At 71.6% G+C, this 26,719-nt stretch carries 14 protein-coding genes and 1 pseudogene; 13 read left to right on the forward strand and 2 right to left on the reverse strand.

From position 1 onward, the window contains the following. Window positions 1-53: 53 nt before the first annotated feature. Window positions 54-1,856: a GspE/PulE family protein gene (locus PQS31_RS11825; protein ID WP_272763050.1), complete on the reverse strand. Its 1,803-nt coding sequence runs from the start codon at window positions 1,854-1,856 to the stop codon at window positions 54-56. A 118-nt stretch (window positions 1,857-1,974) separates the two neighbouring features. On the opposite strand from PQS31_RS11825, the gene glyQ reads away from it, so the two are divergent. The 5 genes from glyQ to PQS31_RS11850 all read left to right on the forward strand — a co-directional run bounded on the left by glyQ (window position 1,975) and on the right by PQS31_RS11850 (window position 11,376). Continuing rightward, complete coding sequence (glyQ, locus tag PQS31_RS11830) at window positions 1,975-2,883, forward strand: glycine--tRNA ligase subunit alpha (RefSeq protein ID WP_272762935.1); 909 nt, start codon at window positions 1,975-1,977, stop codon at window positions 2,881-2,883. Beyond that, entirely contained in the window at window positions 2,880-3,131 is a 252-nt protein-coding gene (locus PQS31_RS11835; RefSeq protein WP_272762936.1) for a hypothetical protein, read from the forward strand. Before glyQ ends, PQS31_RS11835 begins: the two co-directional genes overlap by 4 nt. Next, window positions 3,128-5,245 carry a glycine--tRNA ligase subunit beta gene (glyS, locus tag PQS31_RS11840; protein WP_272762937.1) on the forward strand — a complete coding sequence of 706 codons (2,118 nt, stop codon included), beginning with the start codon at window positions 3,128-3,130 and terminating at the stop codon, window positions 5,243-5,245. Before PQS31_RS11835 ends, glyS begins: the two co-directional genes overlap by 4 nt. 391 nt (window positions 5,246-5,636) lie before the next feature. Beyond that, entirely contained in the window at window positions 5,637-7,427 is a 1,791-nt protein-coding gene (locus PQS31_RS11845; protein ID WP_272762938.1) for an autotransporter assembly complex family protein, read from the forward strand. Between the two features lies 1 nt (window position 7,428). Beyond that, on the forward strand, window positions 7,429-11,376 hold the full coding sequence (locus tag PQS31_RS11850; protein WP_272762939.1) for a translocation/assembly module TamB domain-containing protein: 3,948 nt from the start codon (window positions 7,429-7,431) through the stop codon (window positions 11,374-11,376). A gap of 93 nt (window positions 11,377-11,469) precedes the next feature. On the opposite strand, the gene PQS31_RS11855 is transcribed toward PQS31_RS11850, so the two are convergent. Beyond that, entirely contained in the window at window positions 11,470-12,780 is a 1,311-nt protein-coding gene (locus PQS31_RS11855; RefSeq protein WP_272762940.1) for a hypothetical protein, read from the reverse strand. A gap of 79 nt (window positions 12,781-12,859) precedes the next feature. Here PQS31_RS11855 and PQS31_RS11860 point away from each other — a divergent pair, with 79 nt between their 5' ends. The 8 genes and pseudogenes from PQS31_RS11860 to treY all read left to right on the forward strand — a co-directional run bounded on the left by PQS31_RS11860 (window position 12,860) and on the right by treY (window position 26,717). Next, on the forward strand, window positions 12,860-13,213 hold the full coding sequence (locus PQS31_RS11860; RefSeq protein WP_272762941.1) for a DUF2007 domain-containing protein: 354 nt from the start codon (window positions 12,860-12,862) through the stop codon (window positions 13,211-13,213). A gap of 165 nt (window positions 13,214-13,378) precedes the next feature. Beyond that, entirely contained in the window at window positions 13,379-15,727 is a 2,349-nt protein-coding gene (locus tag PQS31_RS11865; protein ID WP_272762942.1) for a Tex family protein, read from the forward strand. Between the two features lie 273 nt (window positions 15,728-16,000). Further along, complete coding sequence (locus PQS31_RS11870; RefSeq protein ID WP_272762943.1) at window positions 16,001-16,567, forward strand: isochorismatase family cysteine hydrolase; 567 nt, start codon at window positions 16,001-16,003, stop codon at window positions 16,565-16,567. Between the two features lie 275 nt (window positions 16,568-16,842). Beyond that, window positions 16,843-18,357 (forward strand): annotated as a pseudogene (glgA, locus tag PQS31_RS11875) (glycogen synthase GlgA); the annotation flags it as partial. Continuing rightward, window positions 18,357-20,588 carry a 1,4-alpha-glucan branching protein GlgB gene (glgB, locus tag PQS31_RS11880; RefSeq protein ID WP_272762944.1) on the forward strand — a complete coding sequence of 744 codons (2,232 nt, stop codon included), beginning with the start codon at window positions 18,357-18,359 and terminating at the stop codon, window positions 20,586-20,588. The pseudogene glgA and the gene glgB, both read left to right, overlap by 1 nt. Continuing rightward, complete coding sequence (treZ, locus tag PQS31_RS11885; RefSeq protein ID WP_336314350.1) at window positions 20,576-22,330, forward strand: malto-oligosyltrehalose trehalohydrolase; 1,755 nt, start codon at window positions 20,576-20,578, stop codon at window positions 22,328-22,330. The genes glgB and treZ overlap by 13 nt, the downstream gene beginning before the upstream one ends. Continuing rightward, window positions 22,327-24,216, forward strand: a complete 1,890-nt coding sequence (locus PQS31_RS11890) for a 4-alpha-glucanotransferase (RefSeq protein ID WP_272762945.1) — start codon at window positions 22,327-22,329, stop codon at window positions 24,214-24,216. Before treZ ends, PQS31_RS11890 begins: the two co-directional genes overlap by 4 nt. Beyond that, on the forward strand, window positions 24,213-26,717 hold the full coding sequence (gene treY / locus PQS31_RS11895) for a malto-oligosyltrehalose synthase (protein ID WP_272762946.1): 2,505 nt from the start codon (window positions 24,213-24,215) through the stop codon (window positions 26,715-26,717). The genes PQS31_RS11890 and treY overlap by 4 nt, the downstream gene beginning before the upstream one ends. The last annotated feature ends 2 nt before the right edge of the window (window positions 26,718-26,719 follow it).

Genomic DNA, 26,719 nt, shown 5'->3' on the forward strand with positions numbered 1-26,719 from the left:
CAGGCGCACGCGATCGGGCGACGCCTGCACCGCGCGCCGCCTGCACGCCCCCCTCACTCCTGCGGCGGCAGCACCGTCATCACTTCCTCGATCGTCGTCAGACCCAGCGCCACCTTCTCCGCGCCGGCCATGCGCAGCGTGCGCAGGCCGGTGCCGACGGCGGCGCGGCTGAAGCCGGCGAGTTCCATGTCGGCGCGGATCATCGCGCGCAGCGGCGCGGTCATCGTCATGAGTTCGTAGATGCCGAGCCGGCCGAAATAGCCGGTGTTGCGGCACTCGAGGCAGCCGACCGGACCGCAGGCGGTGGTCGGCGGCGGCAGGTCGCTGGCCGGGCCGACCAGCGCGCGCCAGCCTTCGGGATCGACGGCCCTGGGCTGCTTGCAGTGCGTACACAGCGTGCGGACCAGACGCTGGGCGAGCACGCCGTTGAGGGTGGAGGCGATGAGGTAATGCGGCAGGCCGAGATCGAGCAGGCGGGTGATCGCCGATGGCGCATCGTTGGTGTGCAGCGTCGACAGCACCAGGTGCCCGGTCAGCGAGGCCTGTACCGCCATCTGTGCGGTGTCGAGGTCGCGGATCTCGCCGATCATGATGATGTCGGGGTCCTGGCGCAGCAGCGTGCGCACGCCCTGGGCGAACGTCAGGTCGATCGCGGTGTGCACCTGCATCTGGTTGAGTTCGGTAGCCACCATTTCGATCGGGTCTTCGACCGTGCACACGTTGACGTCGTCGGAGGCGAGTTTCTTCAGCGTCGAGTACAGCGTGGTGGTCTTGCCGGAGCCGGTGGGGCCGGTGACCAGCACGATGCCGTGTGGCCGCTGCACGAGGTCGTTCCATGCACTCGCCTCGCCGGCGTCGAAGCCGAGCTGTTCGATCGGCTTGAATGCGGTGTCGGGATCGAAGATGCGCATCACGACCTTCTCGCCGAAGGCGGTCGGCATCGTCGACAGACGCATCTCGACCTCGCGCCCGCCGGGCGACCGTGTCTTGATGCGGCCGTCCTGCGGCCGCCGGCGCTCGGCCAGATCCATGCGACCCAGCACCTTGATGCGACTCACCGCCGCGCTCATCACCGGCGGCGGCATCTCGAACACCTTGTGCAGCACGCCGTCGATGCGGAAGCGCACGCGGCCGATGTCGCGTCGCGGTTCGAGATGGATGTCGGACGCGCGCTGCTCGTAGGCGTACTGCAGCAGCCAGTCGACGACGTGGACGATGTGGTGGTCGTCGGCGTTGACGTCGCCCGAGCGGCCCAGCTCGACCAGCTGTTCGAACGACGGTGCCTCGGTGCCGCCGTCGCGCATGTCCTTGGCGCCGCGCACCGAGCGCGTGACGCCGAAGAACTCCATCGTGTAGCGGTGCAGGTCGAGCGGGTTGGTGACCACCAGCTCGATCTCGCGGCGCAGCAGGCGCTGGATGTCGGGCAGCCAGTCCAGCGCCATCGGTTCACTGGTGGCGATGCGTGCGTGGGTGGGGGTGACGTCCACCGGCAGGATGCGGTGTCGCCGCGCGTAGGCGTGGGAGACGAGGTCGGTGACGTCGGCCACGGAAATCTTGGTGGGATCGATACGCAGGTAGGCGCGTCCGCTGGCCCGGGCCAGCCATTCGGTCAAGGCCTCGAGTCCGAGTTCGCTGCCCGGCCGCTGCGCGGACGGCAGCTTGAGGTTGGCCAGCAACACCAGCGGATGCACCGCATCGAGCCCGCGGGTGGCGCGCCCGCCGACACGCGCCCGCTCGGCATCGGCCTGTGCAAGCAGGCCGTCGGCGACCAGTCCGTCGATCACCGGTTCCAGCGTCACCCGCCCCGGCGGCAACCGCGAGGCCGAGGCGAACGGCGTGCGGGGAAAGGCGGACAGCTGCGGCGCACGCGTGTCGTTCAAACCGGCTTCTCCATGGCGCCGCAACGCAGTGCGCGGCGGGGTGCGGGGCGTGGACGGCTATACTAGCGCGCCGCCGCAGACGCGCTTTTTTCCGATGACCGGACCGACGTTCCAGCAGCTGATCCAGACGCTCAACGCCTACTGGGCGAAGCAAGGCTGCGTGCTGATCCAGCCGCTCGACCTCGAGGTCGGCGCGGGCACCTTCCACCCGGCGACCTTCCTGCGCGCGCTCGGCCCCGAGCCGTGGAATGCGGCCTACGTGCAGCCCTGCCGCCGCCCGACCGACGGCCGCTACGGCGACAACCCCAACCGCCTGCAGCGCTACTACCAGTACCAGGTGGCGATGAAGCCGAACCCGGACAACATCGTCGAGCTGTATTTCGACTCGTTGAAGGAACTCGGCATCGACCCCGAGGTGCACGACCTGCGCCTGGTCGAGGACAACTGGGAATCACCGACGCTCGGCGCCTGGGGCCTGGGCTGGGAAGTCTGGCTCAACGGCATGGAAGTCACCCAGTTCACCTATTTCCAGCAGGCCGGCGGCCTGGAGTGCAAGCCGGTGCTGGGCGAGATCACCTACGGTCTCGAGCGCCTGTGCATGTACCTGCAGAACGTCGACAACGTGTTCGACATCGTCTGGACGCACGGGCCCGACGGCACGCCGGTGACCTACCGCGACGTCTACCACCAGAACGAGGTGGAACAGAGCGCGTACAACTTCGAACACGCGGACGTGGCCGAACTGTTCCACCGCTTCGATGCCTGCGAAACCGAAGCGCTGAAGCTGGTCGAGCGGGGCCTGCCGCTGCCGGCCTACGAGCAGGTGTGCAAGGCCAGCCACAGCTTCAACCTGCTCGACGCGCGCCGCGCGATCAGCGTGACCGAACGCCAGCGCTACATCCTGCGCGTGCGCACGCTGGCCCAGGCCGTCGCCAAGGCCTATGCCGCGCAGCGCGAGGCGCTGGGGTTTCCGGGGCTGAAACGCGCCGGTGAAGCGGCATGACCGAGACGCTGGGCGGGTTCGTCGTCCTTCTGTTCACCGCGCCCGCCGCGTTCGCGTTCGCGTTCTTCGCCGCGTACTGGGCCCAGCAGACACGGCGCAATCCCTGGCTCTGGTTCTTCTTCGGACTGATCCTGATGCCCGTGGCCGGCGTCGTACTGCTGATGCTCAACGGTGAGCGACGCCGCCGCGCCATCCCGCCTGGCGAGGATCTCAGCCAGCATCTTTCGATTCGGAACGACCTGCCATGACCGCCTCACTGCCCCTGCTGATCGAACTCGGCACCGAAGAACTCCCGGTCAAGGCCCTGCCCGGGCTCGCACAGGCATTCTTTGACGGCGTGCTGGCCGCACTCGACAAGCGCGGCGTGGCCGTCGATCGCGGCGATGCGAAACCGCTGTACACGCCGCGCCGCCTCGCGGTGCTGCTGCCGGGCGTGGCGACCGAACAGCCCGAACAGCGCTCGGAAGTGCTGGGCCCGTATCTCAACATCGCGCTCGATGCCGACGGCAATCCGACCAAGGCGTTGCAGGGCTTCGCGGCGAAGGCCGGCATCGACTGGACCGCGCTCGAGAAAACCCGCGACGCCAAGGGCGAGCGCTTCGTGCATCGCGCGGTGACGCCGGGCGCGACGACCACCGCGCTGCTGCCGGACGTGCTGCGCGAGGCGATCGCGGCGATGCCGATTCCCAAGCCCATGCGCTGGGGCGCGCATGCGCATGCGTTCGCGCGGCCGGTACACTGGCTGGTGCTGCTGCACGGCCCGCAGGTGATCGATGCCGAGCTGTTCGGCGTGCGCAGCGGACGTACGAGCCGCGGCCACCGCTTCATGCACGACCGCAGCGTCGAGATCGCGGCGCCGGGCGACTACATCGAGACGATGCGTGGCGCGAAGGTGCTGGTGGACGCCGAGGCGCGACGCGCGCGGATCGTGCAGGAAGTCGAAGGCGTGGCCCGCGCGCTCGGTGGCGATGCCCGCATCGAGCCGGACAATCTCGAGCAGGTGAACTGCCTGGTCGAATGGCCCAAGGCCGTGGCCTGCACGTTCGAACACGCATTCCTCGCCGTGCCGCAGGAAACGCTGATCGCGACGATGGAGGCCAACCAGAAGTTCTTCCCCGTGCTGCAGGACGGACGCCTGACCGAGCACTTCATCGGCATCGCGAACGTCGAGTCACGGGATCCGGTCGAAGTGGCCAAGGGCTACGAGCGCGTGATCCGTCCGCGCTTCGCCGACGCCAAGTTCTTCTTCGACGAGGACCTGAAACAGGGCCTGTCGGCGATGAACGACGGGCTGAAGACCGTCACCTACCAGGCCAAGCTCGGCAGCGTGGCGGACAAGACCGCGCGCGTGGCCGCGCTGGCCGAGGTCATCGCGCCGCAGGTCCGCGTGGAGGCCGCACTCGCGAAGCGGGCCGCGCTGCTGTCCAAGGCCGATCTGCAGTCGCGCATGGTCAACGAGTTTCCCGAGCTGCAGGGCATCGCCGGGCGCTATTACGCGAAGCAGGACCCGGCGCTCGCCGGCCTGTCCGACGATGACCGTGCGGCGCTGGCCAACGCACTCGACGAAGCCTGGCAGCCGCGCTTCGCCGGCGACGACATCGCGCTGTCCCCACTGGGCAAGGTGCTGGCGATCGCCGAACGTCTGGATACGCTGGCCGGCGGCTTCGCCGCGGGCCTCAAGCCGACCGGCAACAAGGATGCGTTCGCGCTGCGGCGCAACGCGCTGGGGCTGGCGCGGACATTGATCGAGAGCGGGTTCGATCTAGATCTCAAGGCGCTGCTCTCCGCTGCCGGCGACGGCGTCGGCGCACTGCCGGCAGGCAAGGACGGCGCGACCACCTCGGCCGATGTGGACGAGCTCTACGACTTCATTCTCGACCGCCTGAAGGGCTACTACGCCGACAAGGGCGCGACCGTGCAGCAGTTCAACGCCGTCGCCGCGCTGCAGCCGAAGTCGCTCTACGACCTCGACCGCCGCATCGACGCGATCGGCACCTTCGCCGCATTGCCCGAGGCCGAGGCGCTGGCCGCCGCCGACAAGCGCATCCGCAACATCCTGCGCAAGGCCGACATCGCGATCCCGGACACGGTCGATCCGGCGTTGCTGCGCGAACCGGCCGAAGCCGCGCTGGCCGAGGCCGTGGACGCCGTGCACGCCGAGACCGCCCACGCCTTGGCCCACGGCGACTACGTATCCGTGTTGACCCACCTGGCGCGGCTGCGCCCGCAGGTCGACGCGTTCTTCGACGGCGTGATGGTCAATGCCGAGGAGGCCGCGTTGCGCGCCAATCGCCTCGCCCTGCTCAAGCGGCTGTCCGAGCGCCTGGGCAGCGTGGCGGCGATCGAGCATCTGTCGAGCTGAGGTGTCGAACGACGCTGGCGCACGTCCATGTGCCGGCGTCTCGTTCGCGCGTGCCTGGGTCTCGGGTGCGGCGCATGCGTGCGCCGGCTCGGCTGTCGGCCGCGACGTCGCTGGATTCGCGCGTTCGCGGGACTGACGGTGCTCGCGCGGCCGCTCACGTACGGGCGGCACGGACACGTCCTCGTTCGGCGCCGTCTGCGCGCAGCCGCCCGCGGCGTGCTGCATCTTCCATCCGTCGTTCCCGCGCAGGCGGGAATCCGGCGGCGTTGCTTCATCACCATGCCGAGCCCACGCCTTTCCGCGTTCGCGATATGAGGGCCGCGGTCTTGGTCCGTCGCCGCGCGCGCAGCCTGTTAATCGAGCCTTGACGCGGCTCCGGTATCCTCGCGCGATGCCTCGCGTCCCCGTGTGTTTCGCCGCCGTCGTGCTCCTACTCTCGTCGGCCGCGGCGCAGGCCGCGCGCGTCGAACGTGTCGAAATCGTCGGACTCGACGAGGAAATGACCGAGAACGTCCGCGTCTCGCTTGCGCTCTACGACGCCATCGGCCGCGACGTCTCGGGGCGGCGCATGGCCTATCTGCTGCGCGAGGCCGAGCGCGAGACGCGCAAGGCGCTGGAGCCGTTCGGCTACTACTCGCCGACGATCGACGTGCAGCGTGATCGCGAGGGCGACCTCCTGTCGGTGCGCGTGGTGGTGGATCCCGGGCAGCCGGTGCGCGTGCGCAACAGCGACATCGCGATCATCGGCGAGGGCGGGCGCGACCGGTATCTGGCCCGCGACCTCGCGAGTTTCGTGCCCAGCGAAGGCGCGGTGTTCAACCATGCCGACTACGAATCGAGTCGCAACGGTCTGAGCCGGCGCCTGGCCGAACGCGGCTATTTCGACGCCGAGTACGCGTCGCGCCGGGTCGAAGTGACGCGCGCGGACTACGCGGCCGACATCGACCTCGTCTGGAGCAGCGGCGATCGCTACAACATGGGCCCGACCACGTTCGAGCAGACGCCCGAGCCGGTCATCAACGACAGCCTGCTCGAGCGCCTGGTCTACTGGGACGAAGGCAGCTATTACCACCAGGGCCGCATCGACCGCCTGCGCGCCTCGCTGGGCCGGCTGGACTACTTTTCCAACATCGACATCGAGCCGCAGGTCGATCAGGCCAACGAACGCCGCGAAGTGCCGATCCAGGTCACGCTGACGCCCGCCAAGCGCAGCATCTACACCTCGGGCGTGAGCTACGGCACCGACAGCGGCGCCGGTATCCGGCTCGGCGTCGAGCGTCGTTACGTGAACATGCGCGGGCACAAGGCCCTGGCCCAGGTGGACTATGCGCAGCGGCGCAAGACCGCGACCGTGCAGTACCGCATTCCGGCCTTCGCGTGGCTCGACGGCTGGTACACCACCAGCCTGCAGTTCGCCGACGAGCAGACCGACTACATCGACAGCCGCCGCGTCGAGCTGGTGGGCAGCCGCAACGGCCAGTACAACGAGTTCCTCAACCTCATCGCGTCGGTGCACGTGCTGCGCGAGCGCTGGCTGTTCCGCGAGGCCGACGACGGCGCGGGCGCGCTGGCGCCCTTGGAGTACCGGTATGCGACGTTCGCCTACCCGTCGCTGCGCGCCGAATACATCGACGTCGACGACCGCCTGTTCCCGCGCGCCGGCATCGGCGGCACCGTGATGCTGCGCGGCGGGGTGGAAGGCGTGGGCTCGGATGCGTCCTTCGCCCAGATCCACACGCGCGCCACCTGGTTCCGCGGCATCGGCGAGTCCAACCGGCTGATCGTCCGCGGCGAGTACGGCCACACGTTCACCGACACGCTCGTGGCCATGCCGCCGAGCCTGCGCTTCTACGCCGGCGGCGACCGCAGCATCCGCGGCTACAACTTCCGCGAGGTCAGTCCGCGCATCGACACCGACGCCGGCCGTTACTCGGTCGGCGCCAAGCACCTGGTGACGGCGAGCGTGGAGTTCGAGCGCTACTTCACCGACACCATCGGTGCGGCCGTGTTCGTCGACAGCGGCGACGCCTTCGACAGCGGCTCGCCCGACTGGCGCACCGGCGTGGGCATTGGCGTGCGCTACCGCTCGCCGGTGGGTCCGCTGAAGTTCGACGTCGCGCGCGGTCTCGACAATCCCGATTCGTCGTTCACGATCGGCCTGTCGATCGGCGCGGAGTTCTGACATGGTCTTCGGCCGCCATCGCCTGCCCGGCGACCTCACTCCCGAAGAACGCGAGGCGCGCATCGCCGAGCTGCGTGCACGCCGCCGCGCGCGCATGCGCATGCTCGCCATCCGCAGTGCGATCGGCATCGCCGCACTGGTCGTGCTGCTGGTCGTCGTGGTGTGGTGGTTGCTGACCACCTTCGGCGGCCGCGACTTCCTGCTGAACCAGATCGTCGCGCGCCTGCCCGCCGGGACCGAGCTCACCTGGCGCGCGGCGGAGGGGCCGGCGTCCGGTCCGTTGACGATGTACGACGTGCGCTACGTGCAGCGCAGCTGCCCGGATGTCGAAGAACAGCCGGTGCCCTACGGCCAGTGCGACGAGCCGCGCGTGCTGGTGTTCGAAGCCGAACGCGTGACCGTGGATCCGGCGGTGATGCCGCTGATCGGTCGACGCCTGCGCCTCGACGTGCTCGACATCGACAACGCCGTGCTGTCGCTGCCGCCGCCGGTCGACACCCCGTTCGAACTGCCGCGCTGGCCCGAATCGCTGCCGCGTATCGATCTGCCGTTGTCGCTGCAGGCCGACGCCATCCGCATCGACGGCTTCCGCGTCGAGCAGACGGGCAACCCACTGATCGACATCCGCAGCGTGCGCGGTGGACTCGATGCGCAGCAGGGCGAACTGCATCTCGCCGACCTCGTGGTCGACAGCGACCGCGGCCGTTTCACCGCGCACGGCGTCTACGCGCCCGACGACGACTACCGCATGGACCTCACGGCGAGCGCGCTGATGCCGGCACCGCCGGCGCGCACGCGGCCGCGGATCGGACTGGTGGCGCGGGGCGACCTGTCCCGGCTCGATATCGCGGTGGTCGGTCACGCGCCGGCGCCGCTGAAGGCGATGTTGACGTTGCGCGGGCGCGAGAATCCGGGCTGGGCACTGCGCGCCGACACCACGCGCCTCGACCCCGCCCTGCTGGCCGGCAGCGGCGAGACCGGCACGCCACTGGCGTTCGATCTCCGCGCCGACGGCGAAGGCGGTGCGGCCACGGTGCAGGGCCGCGCCACCTGGGGCGAGCCGACCGCCGACCCGCTGCGCATCGTGCTGCAACCCTCGACGCTGCGGCTCGAAGACCAGCGCCTGGACCTCGACCCGCTGGTCGTCGATCTGTTCGAGGGTCGGGTGACGCTGCGGGGCTTCGCCGACGTCACCGAGCCCGGCGACGTGCGCTTCCGTTTCGCCACCAACGCGCGCGGCCTGCAGTTCGGCGCCGACCCCGATGCGCCCGACCCCGCGCCGCCGATCCGGGCCGATGCCGATCTCGGCATCGCCGGCAGCACCGCCGCCTGGGCGGTCGTCGGCACGGCCGGCATCGAGCGCGACGGCCTGCGCGCCGACGTCAACCTGGACGGTCGCGGCGACGGCGAGCGCCTGCGCCTGCAGACCGCGCGCGTCACGATGCCCACCGGCACGCTGGACGCCACCGGTGAGGTCGCGTGGGCGCCGGCGCTGCAATGGACGCTCGACGCGACGCTGGCCGGCTTCGACCCCGGGTACTTTGCGCGCGACTGGCGCGGCGCGGTCAACGGCCGGTTCACGAGCACCGGCAGTACCCGCGACGACGGTGGTCTCGAACTCGCCGTGGACGCCCGCGACCTCGGGGGCACGCTGCGCGGTCGCAGGCTCGACGGCCGGGCGACGTTCGCGATGCACGGGCCGGCCGCCGACGCCGGCGATGGCGGGCGCACCGATTTCGAAGGCGAGGTGGCGTTGTCGCTGGGTGACAGCCGGCTCGATGCCAGCGCGACCGTCACCGACCGCCTCGACATCGACGCCACGCTGGCGCCACTGCAGCTCACCGATTTCCTGCCCGGCAGCGCGGGCGTGCTGCGCGGCACCGTGCGCGTGACCGGGGCGCGGACCGCGCCCGACATCGCCGCCGATCTCACCGGCAGCGCGCTGCGCTACGGCGAATACACCGCCGACAGCGCGCGCATCCAGGGCAGGCTGCCGTGGCGCGGCGACGCGGGCGCTCTCGATGTCGTCGCGACCGGGGTCAATGCGGGCCTCGCACTCGACGAGGTGCGCGTGGCCGCGCGCGGCGCCGTCGAACGTCTGCAGCTCGAGGCCGGCGCACGCGGCGAGATCGGCACCGTCGAGCTGGCCGGCAATGCCGAGAGCCGCAACGGCAACTGGCAGGGCACGCTCGCCAGCCTGCGCCTCGCACCCGCCACCGGCGCGAGCTGGGCCCTGCAGTCACCGGCGCGGTTCGAGCAGATCGGCACGCGTTACACGCTCGGCGAAAGCTGCTTCGCCTCCAGTGGCGGCGGCTCGCTGTGCGCGAGCGCCGACTGGCCACGCCAGGGGGTGTCGGTGCGCGGCACCGGGCTGCCGCTGGCGTTGCTCGCCCCGTATCTGCCCGAGCAGGACGGCGGCCGCCCGTTCGTGCTGCGGGGCGAGATCGCGCTCGAAGGCAGCGCGCGTCCGGTCGGCAACGGCTTCGCCGGCAGCGCGAGCATCCGGTCGCCCAACGGCGGTGTGCGCACGTCGGAGCGCGCGCGCAACGACGTGGTGACCTATGACGATTTCCGGCTCGATGCCAAGTTCGATGCCAACCGGCTCGATGCGACATTGACGACCACGCTCAACGATGCCGGCCGCGTGCAGGCGCAGGTGACCAACGGCTGGGACGCCTATTCGCCGCTGTCGGGTTCACTGGTCGCCAACGTCGAGGACCTCACGTTCATCGAGCTGTTCTCGCCCGACATCGTCGAACCCGACGGGCGCCTCACCGCCGACATCACTCTCGGCGGCACCCGCGCGCAGCCGACCCTCGGCGGCCAGGCACGGCTGACCGGGTTCTCCACCGAGATTCCGTCGCTGGCGATCGCCCTCGAGGACGGCAACGTCAATCTCGACGCGCTGCCCGACGGCACCGCGCGCATCGCCGGCAGCGTGCGTTCGGGTCAGGGCACGCTCGACATCGGTGGCAGCGTCGGCTGGCAGGGCGAGGGCACACCGGTGGTGCTCACGCTTCGCGGCACCGATGTGCTGGTGTCGGACACCAGCGACATGCACATCATCGCCTCGCCGGACCTGACCATCCGCTACGCGGCGCTGCAACCGCTCAATGTCAGCGGCAAGGTGTTCGTCGATGTCGCACTGCTGGACCTCGAAGGCCTGAGCGAAGGCGTATCGGCATCGCCGGACGTGGTGGTGCTGGATCCGGTCGATCCGGAGGAGAACACCGTCGCATCCGCGCTGGAACTCGATCTCACCCTGACCGTCGGCGAGAACGTCGGCCTGCGCGGCTTCGGCTTCGACGGCCGCATGAAGGGGGAACTGCGCGTGCGCGCGGTGCCCGGCCGCGAGATGACCGGCTACGGTCGCCTCGCCGTCGATGGGCGGTACAAGGCCTACGGCCAGGAGCTGCGGGTGACCCGCGGCAACCTGGTCTTCAACAACGGCCCGGTGTCCGACCCCCTGCTCGACGTGCGAGCCGAGCGCCGCATCGACGCCGAGGACATCACCGCGGGCATCGACGTCAGCGGTCGCGCATCGGCGCCGAGCGTCAACGTCTGGACCGATCCGTCGAGCGATCCTTCGCAGGCCCTGTCCTACCTGGCCCTGGGGCGTTCGGCCTCCAGCCTGACCAGCGACGAAGGCCAGCAGGTCGATGCCGCCGCGGCCGCGCTCAATGCCGGCGGCAACCTCGTGGCCGGCCAGCTGGGCAGCCGGATCGGCCTCGACAACGCCGGCATCAGCCAGTCGCGCGCACTCGGCGGCAGCGTGCTCGGCTTCGGCAAGCAGATCTCGCCCCGGCTCTACGTCGGCTTCGGCGTTTCGCTGCTGGGCACCGGCCAGGTGCTCACGCTGAAGTACCTGCTGCGCGCCGGTTTCGACGTCGAGATCGAATCGAGCACGCTGGAAAGCCGGGGCTCGGTGAACTGGCGACACGAGCGCTGAGCGCACGCCGGATCGACGTCGTGTCGCGAGGCGGTGATCCCGCCCGGACGGCCCGGCGCGTGTGCGCGCTGCGCGCCGGTCCCGGCGCCCGGGTCATCGCACCAGCCGCAGTCCGCGCAGTTGCGGGGCGCCATCGATGACGTCGGTCCAGACGACGTAGGCGTCGCGGCCGGCGAGCTGGAGCTGGGGAAAGCCGGTGGCGCGGCCGCGGCCCTCGAGGCGCGCGAGTTCGACGCGCTCGTACTCGGTGCCGAGGTCGGCGCTGCGCCGCGACAGCCACAGCGACTGCGCGCCCTCGCCGTCCTCGCGCAGCCACACGGCCCAGGCCTGGGTGTCGTCGAGCGCGACCGCGATGCGGCCCTGCACCTCGGCGCCGCTGTCGAGTTCCACCGGGTCGGCGAAGCTGTCGCCGGCATCGTCGCTGCGCGCCAGGCGCACGCGTGAAGCGCCGTCGGGCGCGGTGTACCAGCCCACGACGAGGGCATCGCCGCGGGCCGCGGCCGAGGGGCCGTTGACCGGGCAGGCCGGCATCACCCAGGCGTCGGCATGCACCGCCCGCGGCGCGCGCCAGGCGCTGCCGTCGAAGCGGGTGACGAGGATGTCGCGCACCTCGCCGTCGGTGCGGCCGCGATAGACGACGACCGGCCCGCGCGCGGTCACGGCGGCCGCGGTCTGGCAGCAATCGCAGACGCTGGCGTCGATCTCTTGCTCGGCGGTCTTGCGCATCGCGGCGTCGAAGAGCGCGGCCCGCAGCGTCATCGGGCGACCGCCGGTGTGGCCGTCGTGCCCCGCATCGTGGCCCGCGTGCCCCGGCGCGCCGGTATTGCGGCCGTCGAGCCAGGCCAGGCCGATGCCGTCGCCCTGCGGCCACATCGAGACGAAGCCGTGTTCGGTCTGGGTGCCGTCATCGTGCGGCACCAGCGGCGCGCCCCAGTTCGCTCCGCCGTCGCGCGAGCGCGCCAGCACCACGTCGTAGGCGTACGCACCCTCGCCGCTGCGCTGCAACCAGTGCGCCCACAGTGCACCGTCGGCGGTGGGCAGCACGTGCGGCGTGTCGGCCCAGTTGACGAACATGCGGTTGCCGATCGCGATCGTCGCCGGCGCACTGCGCCAGGCCTGGGCGGCCGGGTCGAAGCGCGAGAACTGGAATACGTGGCGGCGCCCCTCGCGCGAGTTCACCCAGCTCAGCACCAGGTGCCCGTCGGCGCCGGCGACGAGATCCGGCGCCGACGAGCCCGGTCCGGTGGCGGGCAGGGGCCATTCGACCCGCTCGCTCGGGGCCTCGAGGGCGAGCGCAGGACCGGCGCCGGGCGCGGGCGCATCGCGGCCGCACGCGGCGAGTGCGAGCGCCAGCAACGAAGCCGCGGCCAGACCGGTGTGCGGCGGAAGGAGACGACGGACCATGGGGCACCTGACGTGACGTGCGATTCAGCGCCCAAGGGTACCCTGTCGCCCCGCATCGCCTCCTGCGTCCATCCGTCGCATGCACGTCATCGTCGCCCGCTACACCGATCCGCTCGAAGCGCAGATCGCGGCCGGTCTGCTGCAGGCCGAGGGCATCGATGTGCACGTGGGGGATGCGCACACCGCGCTGGCGAACTGGGAATGGCGGCTGGCGATCGGCGGCGTGAAGCTGCATGTGCCACGTGCCCAGCTGGCCCGCGCGCAGGACGTGATCCGCCGGCTCGATGCCGGTGACTTCGCGCTCGCGCCCGAAGACGATCCCGAAGCCGCCGGACAGGCGACGCCGGATCGGGAAAGTCCGTCGAGCCGCCTGGCGTGGATCGCCTGGGCGCTGCTGTCGATTCCCTTGCCCTGGCGTCGTCGCCCGCGCTGAGGCGCGCGCGTGCAGGTCGCGCGCGGTGCCGGCGGCCGCGCGGCGCGGGTGCGATCGGCGCGCACCGCCGCCCTGCGTTCACGGCAATGTCAACGGGTACCGCTGCCCGGACGCCGCGGCGACAATCCGCACGCGGCGCTGCTGCCGCAAGCCCGTGTGGAACCGATGTCCAAGCCTGATGCCGCTCTCGCCCGTCGGATCGCCGACACCATCGCCGCCGAGATCGGCGCCCAGTCCGCGCAGGCGATCGCCGCGATCGCCCTGCTCGACGAAGGCGCGACCGTGCCGTTCATCGCGCGCTACCGCAAGGAGGTCACCGGCGGACTCGACGACACCCAGTTGCGTGATCTCGAAGCGCGTCTGGTCTACCTGCGCGAACTCGAGGACCGGCGCGCGGCGATCCTGTCGAGCATCGAGGAGCAGGGCAAGCTCACGCCCGAACTGCGCGGCGACATCGAGGCCGCCGACAGCAAGGCGCGGCTCGAGGATCTCTACCTGCCGTACAAGCAGAAGCGCCGCACGCGCGCGCAGATCGCGCGCGAGGCCGGGCTCGAACCGCTGGCCGACGGTCTGCTGGCCGATCCCACGCAGGTGCCCGAGACCTTCGCCGCCGGTTTCGTCGATGCCGACAAGGGCGTCGCCGACGCCAAGGCCGCACTGGAAGGGGCGCGCGCGATCCTGATGGAGCGCTGGGGCGAGGACGCCGCACTGCTGGGCGAACTGCGCGACTGGCTCGACGCCAACGGCATGATCCGCGCGAAGGTCGTCGCCGGCAAAGAGAGCGCAGCCGAGAAGTTCCAGGACTACTTCGACCACAGCGAGGCGCTGGCCAAGATTCCCTCGCACCGCCTGCTGGCGCTGTTCCGCGGCCGCCGCGAGGAGTTCCTGACTCTCGAACTCGAGCCGGGCAGCGACGCCGAGCAGGGCAATGCCTACGCCGAAGGCCGCATCGCGCACCGCGCCGGCATCGCCGCGCAGGGCCGCCCCGCCGATGCCTGGCTGCTCAACGCCTGCCGCCTGGCGTGGCGCGCGAAGATCCATCTGCACTTGATGATCGACCTGTTCGGCAAGGCGCGCGAGAAAGCCGAGGCCGAAGCGATCAACGTGTTCGGCGACAACCTGAAAGACCTGCTGCTGGCCGCCCCCGCCGGGCCGAAGGTGGTGCTGGGCCTCGACCCCGGCATCCGCACCGGCTGCAAGGTCGCGGTGGTCGACGCGACCGGCAAGCTGGTCGCCACCGACACCATCTATCCGCACGAGCCACGCCGGCAGTGGGACCCGTCGCTGCATGCCTTGCGAAAGCTGTGCGTCGAGCACGGCGTGCAGCTGATCGCGATCGGCAACGGCACTGCCTCGCGCGAGACCGACAAGCTGGCCGGCGATCTGCTGAAACTGATGCCCGAGCAGAAGATCCAGAAGATCGTCGTCAGCGAGGCCGGCGCATCGGTGTACTCGGCGTCGGAAACGGCAGCGAAGGAGTTTCCGGGGCTGGATGTCTCGCTGCGCGGTGCGGTCTCGATCGCGCGCCGCCTGCAGGATCCGCTGGCCGAGCTGGTGAAGATCGAACCGAAGGCGATCGGCGTCGGCCAGTACCAGCACGACGTCGACCAGTACCGGCTGGCGCGCGCACTCGATGCGCGCGTCGAGGATTGCGTGAACGCGGTCGGCGTGTTCGTCAACACCGCATCGAGCGCGCTGCTCGCCCGCGTCGCGGGGCTGTCGCCGGGCGTGGCCGAGAACATCGTCGTGCACCGCCATGCGAACGGGCCGTTCAAGCGCCGCAAGGATCTGCTGAACGTCCCGCGCCTCGGCGAGAAGACCTTCGAGCAGTGCGCGGGCTTCCTGCGCATCGCCGACGGCGACGAGCCGCTCGATGCGTCGTCGGTGCATCCGGAGGCCTATCCGGTGGTCGAGCGCATCGCCGGCAGCAGCGGCCGCGACGTGCGCCAGATCATCGGCGACGGCGCCTTCGTGCGCGGCCTCAAGCCCGAACAGTTCACTGACGAGACGTTCGGCGTGCCGACCGTGCGCGACATTCTCAAGGAACTCGAGAAGCCCGGCCGCGACCCGCGCCCGGAGTTCAAGGCCGCGCAGTTCGCCGACGGGGTCGAGGACATCAAGGACCTGCGGCCCGGCATGATTCTCGAAGGCGTGGTCAGCAACGTCGCCGCGTTCGGCGCCTTCGTCGACATCGGCGTGCACCAGGACGGTCTGGTGCACATCTCCGCGCTGTCGGACACCTTCGTCAAGGACCCGCGCGACGTGGTCAAGGCCGGCGACATCGTCAAGGTGAAGGTCCTGGAGGTCGACGTGGCGCGCAAGCGCATCGCCCTGACCCGACGCATGGACGACGTGCCCGGCGAAAAACCCGTGCGCGAATCGCGCGAGGCGCGCGGCGCCGGACGCGGTGCGGGCGGCTCCGGCAGCGCGCGTCCTAGTGGCAAGCCGCCGATCGCCGCGGCACCGGCCAACAACGCCCTGGCCGATGCGTTCGCGCGCGCCCGGGGCCGTTGAGAAGACACGCCGGTCGCGCCCGGCCCGGCCGGCGCTGCGCGACCGGCGTTGAAGACATTGACCGGTGTCCCCGGCCCGGAGTGGCACCGGTTCGCGCAGTCATGATGTCGACGCTGGTGTGATGCCGGCCCGCCGCCCCGACGACGGGCCTTCGCCGCACACGGACATCAGGTGACGCATGGGCCATCACGCCCGCCGGCCAACCACGCGTGGCATCCACGCACCCGCCCGGTCGACGGGCTGCTTCCGGCGCGCGTCGGCAGCGGAGGCCGAATGAGCGGCCCGTCCGCTGCCGACGCAGACCGCACGGCGCTGCTGATCGTCGACATGGTGAACACCTGCGCCTTTCCGCGCGGCGCGGCCCTGCGCCGGGCTGCCGAAACGATGGCGCCGCGGCTGGGCCGGCTGAAGGCCCGGCTCAAGGCCAGAGGCGTGCGCTGCGTGTACGCGAACGACAACTTCCTCGATTGGAGCGCGGACTTTCCCGCGCTGGTGCACCGGGCCCGGCAATCGCCGGGACGCCACGTGCTCGCGCCGGTGACGCCGGACGCGGACGACGCCCACATCCTCAAGCCGCGTCACTCGGCGTTCCACCAGACCGCACTCGCCTGCCTGCTGGAGGAAGCGGACGTGCAGCGGGTGCTGGTCACCGGCGTGTCGACCGAGGCCTGCGTGCTGACGACGGCGCTGGATGCCCGGATCCGTCATTTCGACGTGGCCGTGGTCGCCGATTGCGTCGCGTCGAGCAGCGAGGCGCGGCGCCGCGACACGCTCGCCGTGCTGCGGCACGTCGAGATTCCGGTGCTCGGCGCGAGCCGGGTCCTGGCGCAGTTTCGGTAGGACGGTTAAGCCGCGCCAAGGCCCTGCGGGAGCCGCGCACGGGCGCCAGCGTGGCCGCTGGCCGAAGTTGCAGAGTCGCGGAATCAGTTGCAGCGCCGGGTTCACATCGACGTGATGCGGTGCAACAGATAGTCGCCGCGAGCGTCGGAAACGGCGCGACACCGCGTCCCCCCGGCTGTCGATCACTCTCCTGGATCCTTCCCATGCCCTCCTCCGAAGGTGCTGGCCGCAGACGTCGTGCAGCCGGTGCAGGCGCCCCGCGCCCCGGCGTTCTCCGCCCCCGTGATGCCCGGGGCCGCTTCCAGCGGCGCACGTTCGCCGCGCCGCCCATGGCCGCCGGCGCGCGGCGGTCCTTGTTCGTCACCTCCGAAATGAGCGACTTCATCAAGGCCGGCGGCCTGGGTGAGGTGGCGGCGGCACTGCCGCGCGCCCTGCGACGGCGGCACGACGTCCGCGTGCTGATCCCGGGCTACAGCCCGGTGCTCGAACGCGCCCTGGGCGCGGAGATCGTCGGCCGCATCGAGGCCCACGCCGGCCTGCCGGCCTGCGAGCTCGCGCTGATCCACCAGCCCGACGGTCTTCCGGTCTACGTGCTGCTGAATGCGGCACTGTTCGCGCGGGAAGGCTCCCCGTACGTCTCCGGCGACGGCGTGGAATGGGACGACAACGCATTGCGCTTCGCCACGTTGTCGCATGCGGCGGCGCAGATCGCCGCCGGGCAGGCCGGTCTCGACTGGACGCCCGAACTGCTGCATCTCAACGACTGGCCGTGCGCGCTCGCCGCCGGGTATCTGCGCTGGGCCGGCACGCCGGTGCCGAGCCTGCTGACGATCCACAACCTGGCCTACCAGGGCCTGTTCCCGCATGCCATGGCCGACGCGCTCGGCGTGCCGGAGGCGGCGCGCGACGCGCTCGATTTCTACGGGCGCCTGTCGTTCCTGCAGGCCGGCATCGTGCATGCCGACCAGGTCAACACCGTCAGCATCAGCTACGCGCGCCAGATCACCGGGCCCGAACAGGGCTGCGGCCTCGACACCCTGCTGGCGCGTCGCGCGGCCGCAGGACGCCTGAGCGGCATCATCAACGGCATCGACGCCAGCTACGACCCGCGCACCGATGCGCACCTGCAGGTGCCCTTCAGCGTGAACCAGTGGCAGGGCAAGAACATCAATGCCCAGCACGTGCGCCGCACGTTCCACCTGCCGCAGAGCCGCGGCCCGCTGTTCGCCGTCGTCTCGCGCCTGGTGCACCAGAAGGGCCTGGACCTGGTGGTGGACGTGGCGCCGCAGATCGCCGCGGCGGGTGGGCAGATCGTGTTCGTCGGCCAGGGCGAGCGGCCGATCGAGGCCTCGGTCCGCGCGCTGTGCACGCGCTATCCCGCGCACGTGGCCGCGATGATCGGGTTCGAGGAGGCGACCGCACGCCAGGTGTATGCCGGCTCGGACTTCCTGCTGATGCCCTCGCGCTTCGAACCCTGCGGCCTGAGCCAGATGTATGCGCAGCGCTTCGGCAGCCTGCCGATCGCCCATGCCACCGGCGGCCTGATCGACACCGTCGACGACGGCGTCACCGGCTTCCTGTTCGCCGAGCCCTCGGCCGATGCGCTGCGACGCTGTGTCGGGCGCGCCTTCCGCACCTGGCGCCAGCCCACCCTGCTCTCGGCGATGCGCCGGGCGGCGATGCTGACGCCCTCGGGTTGGGACCTCGCCGGCGAGCGCTACGCCGACCTCTACGCCCGCACTGCGCGCGCGCCCCAGGCCGATGCCACACGGCTGCGGGCCGTCGGCTGATGGACGGGCTGGACGATCGCGTGGCGCACATGATTCCGGACGACGGTGCACAGGCGGACACCCGTCACGCGCCGCTGGCCCCGGCCCTGGCCGACGTGCTCGACGGCCTGCCCGGCGATGCCTTCGCCTGCCTGGGCCCCCACCCCACCGGTGACGGTCGCTGGCGGGTCACGGTGATGGCGCACGGCGCGCGCGCGGTGGCACTGCTCGTCGATGGCGACACGATCGCAATGCACGCGCGGGATCGGCGCGGTCTGTTCGACGCCCTGCTGCCGGCGCCCGGCGGCTACCGGCTGCGCATCGACTGGCCCGGCGGAACGCAGGACACCGAGGACCCGTACCGCTTCGGTACCGTGCTCGATCCGGCCACCGTGCAGGCACTGGCGCAAGGAGACCCTGATGCGATCCGGAGCGCGCTCGGCGCGCACGCGGCGGTGCACGAGGGCGTCACCGGCACGCGTTTCGCGGTCTGGGCACCGAATGCACGCCGCGTCGCGGTGGTCGGCGACTTCAACGGCTGGGACGCACGCCGCCATCCGATGCGTCTCCGTCACGATGCCGGCGTCTGGGAGCTGTTCCTGCCCCAGCCGCTCGGCGGTCAGCGCTACAAGTACGCGATCACGTCGGCCGACGGCGCGACGCTGCCGCAGAAGGCCGATCCGCTGGCGCGCTGCACCGAAGCCCCGCCGGCGACCGCGTCGATCGTGCCGGTGGCGGCATCGCACGTCTGGCACGACGCTGCATGGATGGCCGGCCGCGCCGCGCGCGGCGATGCACCGGTCAGTGTGTACGAAGTCCATGCCGCCTCGTGGCGGCGCGCCGACGACGGCAGCCCGCTGGACTGGGATGCGCTGGCGGCGACGCTGGTGCCCTACGTGCGTGACCTGGGCTTCACCCACGTCGAACTGCTGCCGGTCAGCGAGCATCCCTTCGGCGGCTCCTGGGGGTACCAGCCGATCGGCCTGTATGCGCCGACCGCGCGCCATGGCGATCCCGACGGCTTCGCGCGGTTCGTCGACGCCTGCCACCGGGGTGGCGTCGGCGTCATCGTCGACTGGGTCGGCGCGCACTTTCCCGACGACGCGCACGGCCTGCAGCGCTTCGACGGCACCGCGCTCTACGAGCACGCCGATCCCAGGGAAGGCCTGCATCGCGACTGGAATACGCTGATCTACAACTACGGCCGCAACGAGGTGGCCGGGTATCTGATCGGCAGTGCACTGGAGTGGATCGAGCGGTTCCACCTCGACGGCCTGCGCGTCGACGCCGTCGCCTCGATGCTCTATCGCGACTACAGCCGCGGCGACGGCGAATGGGTGCCCAACGAGCACGGCGGACGCGAGAACCTGCAGGCGGTCGCGTTCCTGCGCCGGCTCAACGATGCGATCCGCAGCCGGCATCCCGATGTGTGGGTGATGGCCGAGGAATCGACCGCGTGGCCGGGCGTGACCGCCCCCACCGGCGACGGCGGCCTGGGCTTCACCCATAAATGGAACATGGGCTGGATGCACGACACGCTGCAGTACATGCAGCGCGATCCGGTGCACCGCGCGCACCACCACAGCGAAATGACCTTCGGCATGGTCTACGCGTTCTCCGAACGCTTCGTGCTGCCGCTGTCGCACGACGAGGTCGTCCACGGCAAGGGCTCGCTGCTGTCGAAGATGCCCGGCGACGTCTGGCGGCAACACGCCAACCTGCGCGCTTATTACGGCTTCATGTGGGCGCACCCGGGCCGCAAGCTGCTCTTCATGGGGGGCGAGATCGGCCAGCGCCGCGAGTGGTCGCACGACCACACCGTCGACTGGCATCTGCTGGACGATCTGCTGCACGCGGGCCTGCAGCGCCTGGTCGGCGATCTCAACCGTCTGCTGCGCGCGCATCCGGCCCTGTACGTCGCCGACGACGCCCCCGAGGGCTTCGACTGGAGCGTCGGCGACGACCACGCCAACAGCGTGTTCGCGTTCGTGCGTCACGACCGGGCCGGTGGCCGGGTGGTGCTCGCAGTGAGCAACATGACGCCGCAGGTGCATCACGGCTACCGCGTCGGCGTGCCGCGAGCCGGCGGGTGGCGCGAGATTCTCAACACCGACAGCGCGTTCTACGGCGGCAGCAACGTCGGCAACGGCGGTCGCCTGCAGACCTCGGCCGAGAGCATGCACGGACACGCCCAGTCGCTGCATCTCACCCTGCCACCGCTGGCGACGCTGTGGCTCGAATGCGAGGACTGAGCGAACCGGGGCCCTGGTGGGGTGCCCGGCTCGACGGCGACGCGGTGCGTTTCCAGGTATGGGCGCCGGCCTGTGATGCCGCGTGGTGGCTCCCCGAAGGCGGGGCGCCGCTGCCGATGCAATCCGACGGCGACGGTGGCTTCGTCCTGCGTCACGCCTGCGCACCGGGCACGCGCTACCGCTACCGCCTCGGCGAACACGAAGTGCCCGATCCGGCTTCGCGCTGGCAGCCCGACGGCGTCGACGGCCCCAGCGCGGTCCTCGATCCGGCGGGCTACGTCTGGCGCCACGACGCCTGGCGCGGCCGGCCGTGGAACGAGACCGTGCTCTACGAGGTGCACGTCGGCAGCAGCGGCGGGTACGCCGGCCTGCAGCGCCAGTTGCCCACACTCGCAGCCATGGGCGTCACCGCGATCGAGCTGATGCCGGTCGCGCAGTTCCCCGGCGCGCGCAACTGGGGCTACGACGGCGTGTTGCCGTACGCGCCCGCGGCGGCCTACGGCCATCCCGATGCACTGAAGGCGCTCATCGATGCGGCGCACGGTCTGGGCCTGCAGGTGGTGCTGGACGTGGTCTACAACCACTTCGGTCCGCACGGCAATTTTCTGCCGTCCTATGCCCCGGCGTTCTTCGCTGCGGCCGAGACGCCGTGGGGCGCGGCGATCGATTTCGAGCGGCCGCAGGTGCAGCGCTTCTTCATCGACAACGCGCTGATGTGGCTGCACGAGTATCGCGTCGACGGCCTGCGCCTGGACGCGGTGCATGCGATCGCGCCTCCGGCGTTTCTGGGCCGGCTGCGCGACGCCGTGCGTGCCAGCGCGCCACCGGACCGCCACGTGCACCTGGTGCTGGAGAACGAACACAACACCGCATCGTGGCTCGGGCCGTCGGGGTTCGACGCGCAGTGGAACGACGATTTCCACAACGCGCTGCACGTGCTGCTGACCGGCGAGCGCGAGGGCTATTACGCCGCGTTCGCCGATCGGCCCGAAGCGCATCTCGCCCGCGTACTCGGCGAGGGCTTCGCCTACCAGGGCGAGCCCGATCCACGCGGTCACGTGCGCGGCGAGCCCAGCGCCCATGTGGCGCCGCGCCACTTCGTCGTCTTCGCGCAGAATCACGACCAGATCGGCAACCGGGCGTTCGGCGACCGGCTGGCCGCGACGCTGCCGACGCCGCGTCTGCGCGCCGCGCTCGCACTGACGGCGCTGACGCCGATGGTGCCGCTGTTCTTCATGGGGGAGCCGTGGGCGGCCACCGCGCCGTTCCCGTTCTTCGCCGATTTTCCGCCGCCGCTCGATGACGCGGTGCGCGAAGGACGCCGCCGCGAGTTCGCGCACTTCTCCGCATTCGCCGATCCCGAGATGCGCGCCCGCATTCCGGATCCGAACGCGGTGACCACGTTCGAATCGTCGCGCGTGGATGCGGCCGACGCCGACACGCCCGAGGGCGCCGCGCACGTGGCCTGGTTCACGGCCCTGCTGGCCCTGCGCCGTCGCCTGCTGGTGCCGCGCCTGTCGGCCCTGCGCGCGGCCGGCGCCCGGGTGCTCGGTCCGGGCGCCGTGCAGGCGGCCTGGGACGACCGCGAGGGCCGCATCGAACTGGTGCTCAACCTCGGTGGCGAGGACCTCGCGCTGCCGGCTGCGGACACGCCCGACGGGCAGTACCGCAGCGACGGCGGCACCGGCGCCGACCGCCTGCCGCCCGACACCTGTCTGCTGCGCTGGTGGGGCGCGGCATGAGCGCCGCGCTGCATGCGCTCGCCGAAGCGGCCGGGCTGTGCCGGCACTGGGACGATGTCGCCGGCGTGGCGCGCACGGTCGACGATCAGGATCTGCGCACCATCCTGCAGGCCATGGACCTGCCCGCCGCGACCACGGCGCAGTGCATCGAGAGTCGCCGGCGCCTGGACGCGGCCACCGGTCTGCCACCGCTGCTCACGGCCGAGGCCGGCGGCGACCTGCCCCTGCCCGGCGGCGCCGGCCACCGTCTGTGCCTCGAAGCCGAGGACGGCCACCGCGTCGAGGCTGTGGTGGATGCACGCGGCGTGTTGCGCGCACCGGCGCAACCCGGGGACTGGCGGTTCGAGCATGCCGGTCGGACGCACACACTGGCCGTGGCACCGCTGCGCTGCTTCGGCGTGAGCGATGCCGTGGACGCCGCCGCGCCGCGCGCCTGGGGCGTGGGCGTGCAGGTGCATGCCACGCGCCACGACGGCGACGGCGGACTCGGTGATGCCGCCGGCGTCGCCGACTGGGCGCAGCGGGTCGCCGCCGCAGGTGGCGATGCGCTCGCGTTGAGTCCGGTGCATGCCGCACGCCCGGTGTCGGGCGTGCGCAGTCCCTATGCGCCCAGTGACCGGCGGTTCTTCGAGCCGACCTACGCCGCGCCGGCGCTGGTCCTCGATCGCACATTCGTCGATGCGACCTGCGGCGGCCTCGACGACCCGTGCGCGGAGGCCGAGCTGATCGACTGGGAGCCCGCCGTCGCACTGCGCTGGGCGCGCCTGCGTGCGCTCTACGCCGCGCGCGCGCATCTGCCCGAGCCGGTGCAGGCGGACCTCGCGGCGTTCGAGCGCGACGGTGGCGACGCGTTGGCCGCCTTCGCCCGCCACGCGGCCGCCGATCACGGCGACGACGATGCGGGGCTGCACCGGTTCGCGCAGTGGCTCGCGGCGCGCAGCTGGACGCGCGTGCAGGCCGACGCCCGCGCCCGTGGCATGGCGCTGGGCCTGATCGCCGACGTCGCGGTGGGCTTCGATCCGAACGGCGCCGAAGCCGCCGCCGCGCCCGACGCGGTGCTGCGCGGCCTGGAACTCGGCGCGCCGCCCGATGCCTTCAACGCCGCCGGGCAGACCTGGGGCGTCGGCGGCTTCGATCCGGCCGGTCTGCGTCGCACCGGGTTCGCACCCGTCCGTGCGCTGCTGCGCGCGACGATGTGCAACCGCGGCGGTGTGCGCATCGATCACATTCTCGGACTGCTGCGTCTGTGGCTGGTGCCGCGCGGTGCGCCGTCGTCGGCCGGTGCCTACCTGCGCGCGCCGCTGCACGACCTGCTCAACCTGGTCGCGCTGGAATCCTGGCGCCAGCGCTGCATCGTGATCGGCGAAGACCTCGGCGTCGTGCCGCCGGGCCTGCGCGAGACGCTGGCGCGCCGCGGCGTGATGGGCATCGACGTGCTCGCCTTCACCCGCGATGCGGACGGCGCCTTCCTGCCGCCGCACCGCTGGCGCCGGGAGGCCGTGGCCACGACCACGACGCACGACCTGCCGACGCTGGTCGGCTGGTCGCGCGGTCGCGACCTCGATTGGCGCGCGCGTCTCGAGGGCACCGACGCCGCCACGCTCGCCGGGCAGCGCGATGCGCGTGCGGCCGATGTGCGCGCGCTCGACGCCGCCAGCGCCGCCGCGATCGGCGAGACCGGCCCGGCCGCCTGGATGGCCTTCGTCGCCGCGTCGCCGTCGCCGCTCGCGCTGCTGCCGGCCGAGGACGCACTGGGCCTTCCCGAGCAGCCCAATCTGCCCGGCACCGTGGACACCCATCCGAACTGGCGACGTCGCCTGCCGCGCGACGCCGATCCCGCGCCCGCGCTCACCGCGTTCGCCGCCGCGCGGGCCCTGCCCACATGACCCCGCTGCGCGCGACCCTGCGGCTGCAGCTGCACGCCGACTTTCCGTTCGATGCCGCGCGCGCGCAGCTCGACTACGTCCGCTCGCTCGGCATCAGCCACCTCTATCTCTCGCCGATCGGCGAAGCGGTGCCGGGCTCCACGCACGGCTACGACCAGGTCGATCCCACGCGCATCAGCGATGCCCTCGGCGGCGAAGCGGGATTCGTGCGCCTGGCCACGGCCGTGCGCGAGGCCGGCATGGGCCTGGTGCTCGACATCGTGCCCAACCACATGGCCACCCACGCGGCCAACCCGTGGTGGTGGGACGTGCTGCGCAACGGCCGCCAGTCGCCGTACGCGGGCTGGTTCGACATCGACTGGCGTGCACCGGGCCGCGACGGCCGGTTGTGGTGGCCGGTGCTCGACCGGCCGCTGCGCGCGGCGATCGAGGACGGCGTGCTCAAGGCCGTGCGCGGCGGGGACGGGGTGGTGCTGGACCACCACGGTCTGCACGTGCCGGTGCAGGCGGCACGGTATGCCGACCTCGACGCCTGGTGCGCGACCGTCAATGCATCGCCCGCGAAACTGCTCGCCCTGGTGCTGGCCCAGCCGTATCGGCTGGCGTGGTGGCGCACCGGCAACAGCCTGATCAACTACCGGCGCTTCTTCGACGTGACCGGCCTGGCCGCCCTGCGCATCGAGCGCCGGGCCGTGTTCGATGCGGTGCACGCATTGCCGCTACGGCTCCTGGGCGAGGGCTGGATCGACGGTGTCCGCATCGATCACGTCGACGGCCTCGCCGATCCGGGCGGCTATCTGCGCCGCCTGCGTCACGCACTCGATGCCAGGGCGCCGTCCGGCGCGCAACCGCTGTTGCTGGTCGAGAAGATCCTCGCACCGGGCGAGTCTCTCCGCGACGACTGGATGTGCGACGGCACCAGCGGTTACGACTTCATGGACCAGGTCGGCGGCGTGCTGCTCGACGCGTGCGGTGAGGCGCCGCTGCGTCAGGCCTGGCGTGCGCGCAGCGGACGCAGCGGCGACTTCGCGGTCGAAGAGCACGCGGCGCGCGTGCAGGTGCTGCGGGGCCCGCTGGCCGCCGAACGCGCGCGCACCGGGCGCGCCCTGGACGCGCTGATCGCCGAGGACGCGGCCCTCGCCGAACTCGGCGGCCCGCTGCTGCGACGTGCACTCGATGCGGTGCTGGCGGAATTTCCGGTCTATCGCACGTATGCCGCGCGCGGCGGACTGGACGCGCAGGACCGCGCACGATGGCGCGGCGCGGCCGACCGTGCCTGCGCGCGGACGAGCGACACCGCGCTGCATGCCGCGATCGACGCCCTCGTCGACGACGCACTGCAACGACCGGGCGCACTCGGGAACCGGCTGCGCACCGCCTGCGAACACCTGTCGGCGCCGCTCAATGCCAAGGCCGTCGAGGACACCGCGTTCTATCGTCACGGCGTGCTGCTCTCGCGCAACGAGGTCGGCAGCCATCCGGTCGAACTGGCGCTCGCCCCCGAGCGCTTCCACGCGTCTGCGGCCGCGCGCGGCGGCCGTGCGCTGCTCGCCACCAGCACCCACGACCACAAGCGCGGCGCGGATGTGCGCGCACGACTGGCCGTGCTGGCGAGCGATGCGGCGTGGTGGACGCAGCGCGTCGACGCGATCGAGGCGACGTTGCCGCAGGCCTGCGCGGCCGTCGACGGCGGCGACCGCTGGATGCTGTGGCAGACGATCGTCGGCGCGTGGCCGCCCGATCTCGACGCCGGCGACGCGGACGGCATCGAAACGCTGCGCGCGCGCATCGCCGGCTGGCAGCAGAAGGCGCTGCGCGAGGCCAAGCTGCGGTCGTCCTGGCTCGAGCCCGACGCCGCGTACGAATCCGCCTGCGGGACGCTGCTGCGCGCGGCCCTCGAACACCCCGGCGCGTGCGACGCCCTGGCCGCCAGCGCGCACGCGATCGCCGCCTGCGGCGCGGTCTACGGCCTGGCGCAGGCGACGCTCCAGCTGTGCGTGCCCGGCGTGCCCGATCTCTACCAGGGCTGCGAAGGCTGGGATCTGTCGCTGGTCGACCCGGACAACCGGCGGCCGGTCGACTACGCCCGGCGTCGACGGTGGATGGACGACGCGGGCGTGATCGACGACTGGCGCAGCGGCCGCCCCAAGGCGCGCCTGTGGCATCGGCTGCTCGCGCTGCGCGGGGCGCAGCCGGCCCTGTTCGCCGGTGGCGACTACGCGCCGCTGCACGCGCACGGCGACGGGGCCGATCGCGTGCTCGCGTTTACACGGCGGCATGACGGCGCGCAGCTGATCGTCGCGGTGCCGCGCGCCTTCGCACGCACGCAGGTGCAGGCCGATACGCCGGCCTGGCGGCCCGACGCGTGGCCGGACACCCGGCTCGCGTTGCCGTCGGGACGCTGGCGCGACGTTCTGGGTGAGCGGATGTGGAACGGGGGCGACCAGCCGGTCGCCGATCTGTGGTCTGGGCTTCCTGTCGCGGTGCTGATCCGCGACTGACG

This window comes from Luteimonas sp. BLCC-B24 (genome assembly GCF_028550595.1).
Classification (GTDB): domain Bacteria; phylum Pseudomonadota; class Gammaproteobacteria; order Xanthomonadales; family Xanthomonadaceae; genus Luteimonas.